Genomic DNA, 12951 nt, shown 5'->3' with positions numbered 1-12951 from the left:
CCCTTCCCCTTGCAGCGCGCGGGCCGCCCGGACCGCGCTTAAACTGCCGACACGCCGCCGTCGACCGCCAGCGTCTGCCCCGTGATGTGCTTGCCGGCATCGGAAGCGAACAGCACCACCGCACCCTTCAGGTCCTCGTCGTCGCCCAGGCGGTTCAGCGGCGCATCCTTGGCCAGGTTCTCGGCCCCGAACGCGGCCAGCACGCCCTTGGTCATCCTGGACGGGAAGAAGCCCGGCGCGATCGAGTTCACGGTAATACCATAGCGGCCCCATTCGCCGGCCAGCGCACGGGTGAAGTTCACCACCGCGCCCTTCGAGGTGTTGTAGGCGATGGTCTGCATGGTGCCGGGCGGATTGCCGGCCAGGCCGGCGATCGACGAGATGCTGATGATGCGCCCGTAGCGGCGCGGGATCATGGACAGTTTGGCGACCGCCTGGGTGACCAGGAAAATGCTGCGCACGTTCAGGTCCATCACCTTGTCCCAGGCCTCGAGCGGGTAGTCCTCGGCCGGCGCGCCCCAGCTGGCGCCGGCGTTGTTGACCAGGATGTCAACGTGGCCGAGGCGGGCGATCGCCTCCTGCACGAAGGCCTGCACCGCGCCCTCGTCGGCGAGGTCGGCGGCGATCGCGCTGGCGTCGATGCCGCGCTCCTGCAAATGCGCGACGGCGGCGTCGAGTTCGTCCTGCTTGCGGGCCGAGATCAGGACGCGCGCGCCCTGCTCGCCGAGGGCTTCGGCCATCTGCAGGCCGAGGCCGCGCGAGCCGCCGGTGACGATGGCGGTTTTATCCTTGAGGGAAAAGAGTTCCTGGGTGGTGCGCATGCCGTGCCTCCGTGATCAGATTTCGTAGTCCATGCACTGCCTGCCTTCGCGCACCGCCCCGATGAAGGGCACCACCGCCTTGTGGGTCGGGTGCTCGATGTAGGCCTGCAGCGCGGCGCGGTCCGCGAACTCGGAGTACAGCACCACGTCGTAGGTCGCCTCCAGGCCCGGCTGGGCCAGCATCACCTCGAACTTCAGCTGTCCCGGCACGATGGCCGCGCAGGCGTCCAGGCGGCGCTTCAACTCGCGCGCGTTGGCGAGCTTGTCGGCGCCCTCGGCCTGGTCCTTCAACTTCCACATCACGATATGCTTGATCATTCCTCAATCCTTTCAACGACGTCGAACGACTGCGGCGCCTGTCCCGGCGCGACCGCTGGCCCACCGCGCGCGCAGCCATTTGAGCATAGCACGATAAGTACGGTCGTTCGTAAATATTTAGACAAGTCGAATGGCGCGCCGCAGCATGCCGGCCCGGGAGCGTAAACATGCCCGAACCCGGATTATTGCCGCAATTGCACAGCTCATCTGTAAGTCTCGTGTAAGTTTCGAGTAATTATCGTGTAAGGAAACCGGAACACACTCCGCGACAGCTGACAAACAATCAGCAATTCCGGTCACATAAAACTATACGGAGACACACATGGCAATCACACCCGGCATGGCCGCCGGAGGGAGCGCTGCAGCCCCCTCCTCCGGACTCACCAAGGAAGAACGGAAAGTCATCTTCGCTTCTTCGCTCGGCACGGTATTCGAATGGTACGACTTCTACCTGTACGGATCGCTCGCCACCATCATCGCCAAGCAGTTCTTCATCGGCGACCCCACCACCACCTTCATCTTCGCCCTGATGGCCTTCGCGGCCGGCTTCATCGTGCGTCCCTTCGGCGCGCTGGTGTTCGGCCGCCTGGGCGACATGATCGGCCGCAAGTACACCTTCCTGGTGACCATCCTGATCATGGGCGCCTCGACCTTCCTGGTCGGCCTGCTGCCGAGCCACGCGACGATCGGGATCGCGGCGCCGATCATCCTGGTCAGCCTGCGCATCCTGCAGGGCCTGGCCCTGGGCGGCGAATACGGCGGCGCCGCCACCTACGTGGCCGAGCACGCGCCGCACGGCAAGCGCGGCCTGTTCACTTCCTACATCCAGACCACCGCCACCATCGGCCTGTTCCTGTCGCTGCTGGTCATCCTGGGCACCCGCACCGCCATGGGCGAGGAACAGTTTCAGGCCTGGGGCTGGCGTATTCCCTTCCTGGTCTCGGTGATCCTGCTGGGCGTGTCGGTCTGGATCCGGATGTCGATGGCCGAGTCGCCGGCCTTCGCCAAGATGAAGGCCGAAGGCAAGACCTCGAAGGCGCCGCTGTCGGAAGCCTTCCTGAAGCCGAAGAACGCCAAGGTCGCCTTCCTGGCGCTGGCCGGCCTGACCATGGGCCAGGCGGTGGTCTGGTACACCGGCCAGTTCTACGCCCTGTTCTTCCTGACCAAGACCCTGAAGATCGACGAGCCGACCGCGAACATCCTGATCATGATCGCCCTGGCCCTGGCCACGCCCTTCTTCATCATCTTCGGTTCGCTGTCCGACCGGATCGGCCGCAAGTGGATCATCCTGGGCGGCTGCATCCTGGCCGCGGCGACCTACTTCCCGATCTTCAAGGCGATCACCCACTACGGCAATCCGGCCCTCGAACGCGCCATCCAGAGCTCGCCGGTGGTGGTGGTGGCGGACCCGGCCACCTGCCACTTCCAGGTCGACCCGACCGGCACCAAGAAATTCCCGTCCTCCTGCGACATCGCCACCCGCATGCTGACCGCAGCCTCGGTGAGCTACACCATCCAGGAAGCCCCGGCCGGCACGGTGGCCGCGGTCAAGGTCGGCGACGCCACCTACCAGTCGTTCAACGCCACCATGACGCCGGATAACCTGAACTTCGACCCGGCGTCCAAGGCCCAGGAAGACGCGCTCAAGAAGCAGGTAACCGGCGCCCTGGCCAGCGCCGGCTATCCGGCCAAGGCCGACCCGGCCGCCATTAACAAGCCGATGCTGGTGCTGCTGCTGTTCGTCCTGGTGCTCTACGTGACCATGGTGTACGGCCCGATCGCGGCCATGCTGGTCGAGATGTTCCCGACCCGCATCCGCTACACCTCGATGTCCCTGCCCTACCACATCGGCAATGGCTGGTTCGGCGGCATGCTGCCGACCGTCACCTTCGCCCTGGTGGCCCTGAAAGGCGACATCTACTACGGCCTGTGGTATCCGATCGTCATCGCGCTGGCAACCGTCATCATCGGCGGCCTGTTCATCCGCGAGACCAAGGACACCAACATCTACGCGCACGACTGAGCACGGCTTGCGCCAATAAAAAATGCCGCTGGCGACAGCGGCATTTTTTTATGCGGTGAGAACGCTCAGGATGCGCGGCGCGGCGGCCGGGCGCCCGGCTTGTCCAGCAGGGGGTTGGTCGGCGCCATCAGGAGCAGCGCGCCCCAGGCCAGGAAGGACAGGCAGCGCCAGAAGCCGAGCAGGCAGAAGAAAAACAGCGTCCATTGCGCCCAGCCGGACGGAGAAGGAATACCGGCCATCTCGAGCACGAATCGCGCAGCGAATGCGCTGACGCCACTGACCGTGGCAACGAACCACCATTTGCTTTCCAGATTCGACATGCTCTCTCCCGTGCGCAAAAAAACGCCATCTTAGCAGCGCGCGAAGCCGGAAAACACGCGGAAACTCACCCGGCCGACGGGGCCCGGCGCGGCAATTCGATGCCGCCCAGCTTCCAGCCCCACAGTCCATGACGGTACAGGATGAAGGCGCCGCCGTCGCCGCCCTCCTTCGCCACCGCCACCCGGTCCCAGCTGCGGTACGACAGCGCGTAGCGCGGCTGTTCATCTGTGTCCGCCTGTTGCGCCGGCGGGGCCGATGGCCCATCCTGCCCGTCGCCGGAACCGCGCCGGACCCGCAGCTCGCCCGCTTCCAGCATGGCGCTGACGCCCGCGGGCGACACCACCGCGTCCACGATCGGATCGATCGCGGCCATCGCCATGGTCTGGCCGAAGGCGGCGAAGGGATTGTCGCGGGCGGCCCCGGCCAGGCCGCCGGCCCCGAGCTGCTCCATCAGCTGCAGCTTGACGCTGGCGCGCAGCGCAGGAAAATCGACCAGGCTGAAAATCTTCCCGGCGTCGCGCTCGGCCACCGCCGACTGCAACTGGTGCAGGCGCCAGTACGGGCTGGCGTAACCCGTCAGGGCGACGATGCCGACCACGGCTGCCCCAGCCAGCAGGATGCGGCGCGATTGCATGGCGCCGCTCACGCGTTGAAGCCCTTGCCCTCGGTGGCCAGGCGCTCCAGCAGCGTCGCCGGGGTCCAGGCCTCGCCGTGGCGGCCTTGCGCGAACTTGCGGATCGCCGCCAGCACGTTTTCCAGGCCGACCGCGTCCGCGTAGAACATCGGGCCGCCGCGGTGCAGCGGGAAGCCGTAGCCGGTCAGGTACACCATGTCGATGTCCGAAGCGCGCAGCGCGATGCCCTCGTCGAGGATCTTCGCACCTTCGTTCACCAGCGCGTACACCAGGCGCTCGACGATCTCGGCGTCGTCGATGGCGCGGCGCGCCAAGCCGATGTCCTGCGAATGGCGGACGATCATGTCCTGGACCAGCTGCGAGGGATGGGCCGTGCGGTCGCCCGGCTGGTAGTCGTACCAGCCGGCCCCGGTCTTCTGGCCGAAGCGGCCCTGTTCGCACAGCAGGTCGGCGGTCTTCGAGTAGGCGATGTGCGGCGACTCGACGGCGCGGCGCTTGCGGATGGCCCAGCCGATGTCGTTGCCGGCCAGGTCGCTCATGCGGAACGGGCCCATCGCGAAACCGAAGCGCTCGATCGCGCCGTCGACCTGCTCCGGCAGCGCGCCTTCGTCGAGCAGGAAGAAGGCCTGGCGCAGGTATTGTTCCAGCATGCGGTTGCCGATGAAACCGTCGCACACGCCCGACACCACGCCGGTCTTCCTGATCTTCTTGGACAGCGCCAGCGCGGTGGCCAGCACGTCCTTGCCGGTGTCCTTGCCGCGCACGATCTCCAGCAGCTTCATCACGTTGGCCGGGCTGAAGAAGTGCAGGCCGATCACGTCCTGCGGGCGCGCGGTGAAGGCGGCGATCCGGTCCAGGTTCAGGGTCGAGGTGTTGGAGGCCAGGATCGCGCCCGGCTTCACCACGCCGTCGAGCTGGCGGAACACCGCCTCCTTCACGCCCATGTCCTCGAACACGGCTTCGATCACGATGTCGGCGTCGGCAATGTCGGCATAGTCGAGCGTGCCCGTGATCAGCTGGATGCGCTGCGCGCACTTCTCGGCAGTCAGTTTGCCCTTCTTGACGCTGTTCTCGTAGTTCTTGCGGATCGTCGCCAGGCCCTTGTCCAGCGCTTCCTGCCTGGTTTCCAGGATCGTCACCGGCATGCCGGCGTTGGCGAAGTTCATGGCGATGCCGCCGCCCATCGTGCCGGCGCCCACCACGGCCGCGCGCTCGATCCGGCGCACCGGGGTGTCGGCGGGCACGTCCGGCACCTTGCCCGCCGCACGCTCGGCCATGAAGGCGTGGCGCAGCGCCTTCGATTCCGGCGTCTGCATCAGTTGCAGGAAGCACTCGCGCTCGAACTTCAGGCCGTCCTCGAAGGGCATGGTGGCCGCGGCGGCCACCGTCTCGACGCAGGCCAGCGGCGCCGGGAAGGGGCCGGCCGCAGCCTTGACCGACGCGCGCGCCGACGCGATGAAGGCTTGCGGGTCCGGATACTCGACCTGGCGGTCGCGCACCTTCGGCAGCGGACGCAGGTCGGCGACCTGATTGGCGAAGGCGATGGCGGCCGCAAGCAGCTCGGTGCCGGCCGGGAACACGGCGTCGAACAGCCCGGTGCCGGCCAGCTTCTCGGACGGCACCGGGGTGCCCGAGACCACCATGTTCAGGGCCATCTCGAGGCCGACCACGCGCGGCATGCGCTGGGTGCCGCCGGCGCCGGGCAGCAGGCCCAGCTTGACTTCCGGCAGCGCGATCTGGGCGCCCGGCAGCGCGACGCGGTAGTGGCAGCCCAGCGCCAGCTCCAGGCCGCCGCCCATGGCGACGCTGTGGATCGCCGCCACCACCGGCTTGCTGCAGTCTTCCACCACGCGGATCAGGCTGTGCAGGGTCGGTTCGGTGAGCGCCTTGGGCGAATTGAATTCGCGGATGTCGGCGCCGCCCGAGAAGGCCTTGCCGGCGCCGGTGAGGACGATGGCCTTGACCGCAGCGTCGCTTTCCGCACGGCGGATCGCGTCCACCGCGGCGCTGCGCGTGGCCAGCCCGAGGCCGTTGACCGGCGGGTTATTGAGGGTCACTACGGCAACGCTGCCCTGGACGGTGTAGTCGGCGCTCATGTCTCTTGCTTCTCCTTTGTTCGTCTCGTGAATGGCCGGGCCGCCGGCGCGGCGGATCCCATTCACTATACCTCAACTAAAAGAACGTTCGTATTATTTGCTGCCGGCGGCGGGTATGCCAGAATAGCGCTCCGTGCACTTACCCATTGCCGTCCATGGACAAACTCTTCGCCCAATTGCTGCGCCTTTACCTGATGCCGGACGCGGCGGCGCCCGCCGCGCTGGACGGGCAGCCGCCCGTCGCGCTGGTCTCGGGCGAAGGCCTGCGCCGCGCCATCGTCATCGATTTCCCCCGGCGCCGCGAAGCGGGGCCGGAACGGCACTGGCTTGACCTGTGCGCGGTCGCCAACACCTTGCAGGAACGCTTCGGCTTCCCGGCGCCGGCGGTCAGCATCACCGGCGACACCGGCTACCGGCTCTGGCTTTCGCTGGCCGAAGCGCTGCCGGAAGGCGACATCCGCCGTTTCCTGGCGATGCTGCGCGACGCCCATTTCCCGGAACTCGAGCTGCAGCCGAACGGGCAGGTGCAGCTGCCGCCCAGCCTGAATGCGCGGTCGGGAAAATGGGCGGCCTTCATCCACCCTGGCATGGGCGCCTCGTTTGCCGAAGAGGCCGGACTGGAGATGGCGCCGCCGGCTGCCGCCCAGCTGGCCTTCCTGGAAGGACTCGACAGCATCGGGAAGCAGCAGTTCATGGACGCGCTGGTGTCGCTGAAGCAGGCCGAGACGCCGGCTGCGCCCCCGCTCCAGCCCGCGCTGCCCGCGGCCGGCGCCACGGCGGCCCAGGAGGGCCTGCTGCTGCAAGACGCGACCCTGGAAGACATCGTGCGCCACCTGCACGCGCTGGGCATCGAGCCGACCTTCCGCCACGTGCTGCCGCGCCCCGCCTGATGCACGCCGGTGGCGTCCGGCAACAGGACGGCCGGCGCTTGCGCCAGCTTGTATGCTATGCCGCCAGGACACCGGAACCGGGGCGGCGCCCGCACCGCACAAGGAGGATGGACCCATGAAGACTGCCGTGTTCAGCGCACGCCGCTACGACAAGAGCATGCTGGCGCACGCCAACGCCGATGCCGGCCACGAACTGCGCTTTTTCGAGGATCGCCTGAGCCTGGCGACGGCCAGCCTGGCCGAAGGCTGCGAAGCCGTCTGCGTGTTCGTCAACGACAGCGTCGACGCCGAAGTGCTGGCCGCGCTGGCGCGCCAGGGTATCCGCCTGGTGGCCACCCGTTCCACCGGATACAACCAGATCGACGTGGCGGCCGCCGCCAGGCACGGGATTGCCGTGGTGCGGGTCACCGACTATTCGCCGTATTCGGTCGCCGAGTTCGCGGTGGGCCTGCTGCTGGCCGTCAACCGCAAGATCGCCCGCGCCAGCGCGCGCACCCGCGACGGCAACTTCGACCTGGAAGGCCTGATGGGCTTCGACCTGCACGGCAAGACCGTCGGCGTGATCGGCACCGGCAAGATCGGCGCCATCTTCGCGCGCATCATGGCCGGCTTCGGCTGCACCATGCTCGGCCACGACCCCTACCGCAACCCGGCCTTCGAAGAGGGCGGCGGCAGGTATGTCGCGGTCGACGAACTGCTGGCGCGCAGCGACGTGGTATCGCTGCACTGCCCGCTGACCGACGCCACCCGCTACATCATCAATGCCGGCAACCTGGCGCGCGCCAAGCGCGGGAGCATCCTGGTGAATACCAGCCGGGGCGGCCTGGTCGACACCGACGCCGCCATCGCGGCCCTCAAGAGCGGGAAATTGGGCGGCCTGGCGATCGACGTCTACGAGCAGGAAGCGAACCTGTTTTTCCAGGACCTGTCCTCGACCATCATCTGCGACGACGTGATCCAGCGCCTGGTCTCGTTCCCGAACGTGATCGTGACCGGCCACCAGGCCTTCTTCACCGTCGAGGCGATCGGGCAGATCATGCAGACCACGATCGACAGCCTGAGCGCCTTCGAGCGCGGCGAGCCGCTGCTCAACCGCGTGCCCGCCCCCTGAGGGCGGGACCACGCCGATTCACGCCGTCGGCAGGCGGTGCTCCTGGTAGAGCTCGCGCAGCCTGTTCTTCTGGACCTTGCCGGTGCCGCCCACCGGCAGCGCCTCGGCGAACACCACGTCGTCCGGGATCCACCACTTCGCGACCTTCCCCTCGAAGAAGTCCAGCAATTCCTCGCGCGTCAGCGCGGCGCCCGTGCGCCTGACCACCACCAGCAAGGGGCGTTCGTCCCACTTCGGGTGCGCCACGCCGATGCAGGCGGCCTGCAGCACGGCCGGGTGCGCCATGGCGATGTTCTCCAGGTCGATCGAGCCGATCCACTCGCCGCCCGACTTGATCACGTCCTTGCTGCGGTCGGTGATCTGCAGATAGCCGTCGGGGTCGATGGTGGCCACGTCGCCGGTCGGGAACCAGCCGTCGGCAAGCACCTCGCCGCCTTCGCCCCGGAAGTAGCCGGATACCACCCACGGCCCCTTCACCAGCAGGTGGCCGGCGCTCGCGCCGTCCCAGGGCAGCTCGGCCCCGTCGTCGTCGACGATCTTCAGGTCCACCCCGTAGATCGCATGCCCCTGCTTGCGCAGCACGGCGCGCTGTTCTTCCTTCGGCAGGGCCAGGTGCTTGGCCTGCAGGGTACAGGCGGTGCCGAGCGGCGACATCTCGGTCATGCCCCAGGCGTGCACCACCTCGACGCCCAGTTCGTCGATCAGGGTGTCCATCATGGCCGGCGGGCAGGCCGAGCCGCCGATGACGGTGCGACGGAAACGCGAGAAGCGCAGCCCGTTCTGCAGCACGTGATTGACCAGGCCCAGCCAGACCGTGGGCACGCCGGCCGAGAAGCTCACGCCCTCGAGCTCGAACAGTTCGTACAAGGACTTGCCGTCCAGCGCAGGCCCCGGAAACACCATCTTCGCGCCTGCCAGCGGCACCGAATACGGCAAGCCCCAGGCGTTCACGTGGAACATCGGCACCACCGGCAGCACGGTGTCGCGGCTGGACACGTTCAGGGCGTTCGGCATGGCCGAAGCATAGGCGTGCAGGACGGTCGAGCGGTGCGAGTACAGCACGCCCTTCGGGTTGCCGGTGGTGCCGGAGGTGTAGCACAGGCTGGCTGCCGAGCGTTCGTCGAACTGCGGCCAGGCGTAGTCGCCGGAAGCCGCGTCGACCAGGTCTTCGTAGCACAGCAGCAGCGGGATCCCGCTGTCCTGCGGCATGTTGGCGCGGTCGCACATCGCCACATAGCCCTTGACCGTCTTGCAGTGGCGCGCCATCTGCGCGATCGCGGGCAGGAAAGTCAGGTCGAAGAACAGGTATTGGCCCTCGGCATGGTTGATGATGTAGGCGATCTGCTCCGGATGCAGGCGCGGATTGATCGTGTGCAGCACCGCGCCCGAGCCGGACACCGCGTAATACAGTTCCATGTGGCGGTAGCCGTTCCAGGCCAGGGTCGCGACCCGGTCGCCCATGCCGACGCCAAGCCCCTGCAGCGCCTGGGCCATGCGGCGCGCGCGCGCCTCGCACTCGCGGTAGGTATAGCGGTGGATGTCGCCTTCGACGCGGCGCGAGACGATCTCGCCGGCGCCGTAGTGGCGCGCGGCGAAGGCGATGATGCTCGAGACCAGCAGCGGCTGGTCCATCATCTGCCCCATCAGGGGGCTGGCGGGAACGGTGTTCAATGCGGTGTTCAAAGCGGCGGTCATCGGTTCTCCTGGTGGCTGCTTGATGTCGAGTGTCGATGCTGCCTTGACCTTGCGTCAACGCAATTCGATTGCGCGGCGCAGCATGGCCACAGCAGCCGTGCCGATGGAATCGGCCCGGTACGGTAGAATCCTGCCAATGTCGGATGCATTACCGGCATCAGCGTGTTCGACCAACCACCGAAGGAGCTGCCATCACTGCCGACGAACTCCCCTTCAGCAACGCGTTCGCCGAGTTGCCGCCGGCTTTTTATACCCGACTCATGCCGACGCCCTTGCCGTCGCCCTATTTCATCGCTGCCAGCGCACCCGCGGCGGCGCTCGTAGGGCTCGACCCGCAGGCGCTGGCGCAGGAGGATTTCGTCGCCGTGTTAACCGGCAACAAGGTAGCGGTGCGTTCCCAGCCGCTGTCCGCCGTGTATTCGGGCCACCAGTTCGGCGTCTGGGCCGGCCAGCTCGGCGACGGGCGCGCCATCGTGCTGGGCGACCTGCCGGGCCCGGACGGCGCGATGGAAGTCCAGCTCAAGGGCGCCGGCCTGACGCCCTACTCGCGCATGGGCGACGGGCGCGCCGTGCTGCGCTCGTCGATCCGCGAGTTCCTGTGCTCCGAAGCCATGGCCGCGCTCGGGATACCGACGACGCGCGCCCTGATGCTCACCGGCTCGCACCAGCGGGTGGTGCGCGAGACCATCGAGACCGCCGCCGTGGTCACCCGCATGGCGCCGTCCTTCGTGCGTTTCGGCTCCTTCGAGCACTGGCACTACCGCAACAAGCAGGACGAACTCCGGACCCTGGCCGACTACGTCATCAAGAACTGGTATCCGGAATTTGCCGGCGCCGCCAATCCCTACAAGGCCTTGCTGGCCGAGGTCACGCGCCGCACGGCGGTCATGATCGCCCACTGGCAGGCGGTCGGCTTCATGCACGGCGTGATGAACACCGACAATATGTCGATCCTCGGCCTGACGCTCGACTACGGCCCCTTCGGCTTCATGGAAGCCTTCGACGCCAACCATATCTGCAACCATACCGACCAGGGCGGGCGCTATTCCTATGCCAACCAGGTGCCGGTGGGGCACTGGAACTGCTACGCGCTCGGCAACGCGCTGCTGCCACTGATCGGCACGCCCGAGGACGCCGAGGAAGCGCTGGACGCCTACCGCCCCGCCTTCGGCGCGAAGCTCGACGAACTGCTGCACGCCAAGCTCGGCCTGTTCGATGCGCGCGAGGAAGACAGCGCCCTGTTCGACGCCATGTTCCAGCTGCTGCAGGCCAACCACGCCGACTTCACGCTGTTTTTCCGCCGCCTGGGCGAACTGCGCCTGGACGGCGGCGCGCACGACGACGCGCCGCTGCGCGACCTGTTCCTCGACCGCGCGGCCTTCGACGCCTGGGCCGGCCAGTACCGGGCCCGCCTGCGCCTCGAGCACAGCCAGGACGCGCTGCGGCGCGCCGCCATGCACCGCGTTAACCCGAAATACGTGCTGCGCAACTACCTGGCCCAGAGCGCGATCGAACAGGCCCAGAACGGCGACTTCGGCGGCGTGCACAAGCTGCTCGCCGTCCTCGAACACCCCTTCGACGAGCAGCCCGAGAACGAGGCCTACGCGGCGCTGCCGCCCGACTGGGCAGCCCACCTCGAGGTAAGCTGCTCCTCCTGAAGCAGGCAAGACCAGTACCAACCCAGCGACAAGCAACAAGCGAGAACGACATGAACGACGAATCTTCCAAACGCGTGACCAAGAGCGACGCCGACTGGCGCGCCCAGCTCGACCCGATGCAGTACCAGGTGACCCGCCATGCCGCCACCGAGCGCGCCTTCACCGGCAAGTACTGGGACCACCACGAGCACGGCATCTACCGCTGCGTGTGCTGCGACACGCCGCTATTCGAATCCGACGCCAAGTTCGAGTCCGGCTGCGGCTGGCCGAGCTATTTCAAGGCGCTCGACCCCGCCAATGTCATCGAGAAGCAAGACCGCAGCCACGGCATGCTGCGCACCGAGATCATCTGCGCGGTATGCGACGCCCACCTCGGCCACGTGTTCCCGGACGGCCCGCCGCCGACCGGCCTGCGCTACTGCATCAACTCGGCCGCGCTGCGCTTCGAACCCGCCTGAGGACGCCGAGATGATCAAGTTTTTGTTCGACATGCTGCCGGTGATCCTGTTCTTCGGCATCTATAAATATGGCGAAAGCAACCAGGACTGGGCCCACGGCGTGGTCACCGACTACCTGGGCTTCCTGATCTCGGGCGGCGCGGTGCCGGCCTCGCAGTCGCCGATCCTGCTGGCGACCGCGGTCACGATCCTGGCCACGGTGCTGCAGATCGTCTACCTGCTGGCGCGCCGCAAGAAAGTCGACGGCATGCTGTGGCTGTCGCTGGGCGTGGTGGTGGTGGCCGGCGGCGCCACGATCTACTTCCACGACGACACCTTCATCAAGTGGAAGCCGACCATCCTGTACTGGGCCTTCGGCGCCGCCTTGCTGCTGGCGCAGCTGATCTACCGCAAGAACCTGATGCGCTCGGCGCTCGGCGGCGCGATGAGCCTGCCGGACGCGGTCTGGAACCGCGTCCTGTATGCCTGGATCGCCTTCTTCGCCGGCCTCGGCCTGCTGAACCTGTTGATGGCCTTCGTGGTCTTCCGCAACGATACCGGCGCCTGGGTCAGCTTCAAGCTGTTCGGCATCACCGGCATCCTGTTCGCCTTCATCATCGCCCAGTCGCTGTTCCTATCCAAACATATCCAGGAGGATGCAAAAAATGGAAGCTAACCGTACCGAACGCCTGCGCGCCCGCCTGCAGGCCGAATTGTCCCCCACCGTCCTGGAGATCAGCGACGATTCGCACCTGCACGCCGGCCATGCCGGCGCCGCGTCCGGCGGCAGCCACTACAGCGTCAAAATCGTGTCCGACAAGTTCCAGGGCCTCACGCTGGTCATGCGCCATCGTCTTGTGTATGATGCCGTTCACGAAATGATTAACAAGGCGGAAATCCATGCGCTGGCCATCACGGCGCTCGCACCCTCGGAACCGGCTTGAGCT

Annotated in this window: 13 protein-coding genes; 7 read left to right on the top strand and 6 right to left on the bottom strand. The window is 67.1% G+C overall.

What is annotated here, in order from left to right; all coding sequences use genetic code 11:
• Nucleotides 1–38 precede the first annotated feature (38 nt).
• Complete coding sequence (locus tag AB3347_RS09480; RefSeq protein WP_369091540.1) at nt 39–821, bottom strand: SDR family oxidoreductase; 783 nt, start codon at nt 819–821, stop codon at nt 39–41.
• 15 nt (nt 822–836) lie between these two features.
• Nucleotides 837–1139: a Dabb family protein gene (locus tag AB3347_RS09475; protein ID WP_369091539.1), complete on the bottom strand. Its 303-nt coding sequence runs from the start codon at nt 1137–1139 to the stop codon at nt 837–839.
• A 322-nt stretch (nt 1140–1461) separates the two neighbouring features.
• Here AB3347_RS09475 and AB3347_RS09470 point away from each other — a divergent pair, with 322 nt between their 5' ends.
• Complete coding sequence (locus tag AB3347_RS09470; protein ID WP_369091538.1) at nt 1462–3162, top strand: MFS transporter; 1701 nt, start codon at nt 1462–1464, stop codon at nt 3160–3162.
• Between the two features lie 65 nt (nt 3163–3227).
• Here the strand turns inward: AB3347_RS09470 and AB3347_RS09465 are convergent, their stop codons facing one another.
• The 3 genes from AB3347_RS09465 to AB3347_RS09455 form a co-directional block, all read right to left on the bottom strand.
• Nucleotides 3228–3482 carry a hypothetical protein gene (locus AB3347_RS09465; RefSeq protein ID WP_369091537.1) on the bottom strand — a complete coding sequence of 85 codons (255 nt, stop codon included), beginning with the start codon at nt 3480–3482 and terminating at the stop codon, nt 3228–3230.
• Between the two features lie 65 nt (nt 3483–3547).
• On the bottom strand, nt 3548–4117 hold the full coding sequence (locus AB3347_RS09460; protein WP_369091536.1) for a DUF2939 domain-containing protein: 570 nt from the start codon (nt 4115–4117) through the stop codon (nt 3548–3550).
• Between the two features lie 8 nt (nt 4118–4125).
• Nucleotides 4126–6213, bottom strand: a complete 2088-nt coding sequence (locus AB3347_RS09455; protein WP_369091535.1) for a 3-hydroxyacyl-CoA dehydrogenase NAD-binding domain-containing protein — start codon at nt 6211–6213, stop codon at nt 4126–4128.
• A gap of 155 nt (nt 6214–6368) precedes the next feature.
• On the opposite strand from AB3347_RS09455, the gene AB3347_RS09450 reads away from it, so the two are divergent.
• Complete coding sequence (locus AB3347_RS09450) at nt 6369–7103, top strand: hypothetical protein (RefSeq protein WP_369091534.1); 735 nt, start codon at nt 6369–6371, stop codon at nt 7101–7103.
• Between the two features lie 115 nt (nt 7104–7218).
• Entirely contained in the window at nt 7219–8214 is a 996-nt protein-coding gene (locus AB3347_RS09445; RefSeq protein WP_369091533.1) for a 2-hydroxyacid dehydrogenase, read from the top strand.
• Between the two features lie 18 nt (nt 8215–8232).
• On the opposite strand, the gene AB3347_RS09440 is transcribed toward AB3347_RS09445, so the two are convergent.
• On the bottom strand, nt 8233–9909 hold the full coding sequence (locus tag AB3347_RS09440) for a 3-(methylthio)propionyl-CoA ligase (RefSeq protein WP_369091532.1): 1677 nt from the start codon (nt 9907–9909) through the stop codon (nt 8233–8235).
• 143 nt (nt 9910–10052) lie between these two features.
• Between AB3347_RS09440 and AB3347_RS09435 the strand changes: the two genes are divergently transcribed.
• The 4 genes from AB3347_RS09435 to AB3347_RS09420 are packed head-to-tail and all read left to right on the top strand — an operon-like array spanning nt 10053 to nt 12948.
• Entirely contained in the window at nt 10053–11567 is a 1515-nt protein-coding gene (locus AB3347_RS09435) for a YdiU family protein (RefSeq protein WP_369091531.1), read from the top strand.
• A gap of 50 nt (nt 11568–11617) precedes the next feature.
• The gene (msrB, locus tag AB3347_RS09430) at nt 11618–12025 is read left to right on the top strand and encodes a peptide-methionine (R)-S-oxide reductase MsrB (RefSeq protein WP_369091530.1); all 408 of its coding nucleotides are present in this window, start codon (nt 11618–11620) and stop codon (nt 12023–12025) included.
• Between the two features lie 13 nt (nt 12026–12038).
• Nucleotides 12039–12680, top strand: a complete 642-nt coding sequence (locus tag AB3347_RS09425) for a septation protein A (RefSeq protein ID WP_369091916.1) — start codon at nt 12039–12041, stop codon at nt 12678–12680.
• Nucleotides 12670–12948, top strand: coding sequence for a BolA family protein (locus AB3347_RS09420; protein ID WP_369091529.1), 279 nt, complete (start codon nt 12670–12672; stop codon nt 12946–12948). Before AB3347_RS09425 ends, AB3347_RS09420 begins: the two co-directional genes overlap by 11 nt.
• Nucleotides 12949–12951 lie beyond the last annotated feature (3 nt).

Source organism: Massilia sp. X63 (assembly GCF_041023745.1).
Lineage (GTDB): Bacteria > Pseudomonadota > Gammaproteobacteria > Burkholderiales > Burkholderiaceae_D > Telluria.
Note: the sequence above shows the minus strand (reverse complement) of the source record. Positions and strands in the feature narration are given on the sequence as shown.

Bases quoted from the DNA above. Each gene is read 5' to 3' on its own strand.
- AB3347_RS09470 (WP_369091538.1), top strand. From the start codon at position 1,462: ATGGCAATCACACCCGGCATGGCCGCCGGAGGGAGCGCTGCAGCCCCC.
- AB3347_RS09440 (WP_369091532.1), bottom strand. From the start codon at position 9,909: ATGACCGCCGCTTTGAACACCGCATTGAACACCGTTCCCGCCAGCCCC.
- AB3347_RS09420 (WP_369091529.1), top strand. From the start codon at position 12,670: ATGGAAGCTAACCGTACCGAACGCCTGCGCGCCCGCCTGCAGGCCGAA.
- AB3347_RS09480 (WP_369091540.1), bottom strand. From the start codon at position 821: ATGCGCACCACCCAGGAACTCTTTTCCCTCAAGGATAAAACCGCCATC.
- msrB (WP_369091530.1), top strand. From the start codon at position 11,618: ATGAACGACGAATCTTCCAAACGCGTGACCAAGAGCGACGCCGACTGG.
- AB3347_RS09435 (WP_369091531.1), top strand. From the start codon at position 10,053: ATGCATTACCGGCATCAGCGTGTTCGACCAACCACCGAAGGAGCTGCC.
- AB3347_RS09460 (WP_369091536.1), bottom strand. From the start codon at position 4,117: ATGCAATCGCGCCGCATCCTGCTGGCTGGGGCAGCCGTGGTCGGCATC.
- AB3347_RS09475 (WP_369091539.1), bottom strand. From the start codon at position 1,139: ATGATCAAGCATATCGTGATGTGGAAGTTGAAGGACCAGGCCGAGGGC.
- AB3347_RS09445 (WP_369091533.1), top strand. From the start codon at position 7,219: ATGAAGACTGCCGTGTTCAGCGCACGCCGCTACGACAAGAGCATGCTG.
- AB3347_RS09465 (WP_369091537.1), bottom strand. From the start codon at position 3,482: ATGTCGAATCTGGAAAGCAAATGGTGGTTCGTTGCCACGGTCAGTGGC.
- AB3347_RS09455 (WP_369091535.1), bottom strand. From the start codon at position 6,213: ATGAGCGCCGACTACACCGTCCAGGGCAGCGTTGCCGTAGTGACCCTC.
- AB3347_RS09450 (WP_369091534.1), top strand. From the start codon at position 6,369: ATGGACAAACTCTTCGCCCAATTGCTGCGCCTTTACCTGATGCCGGAC.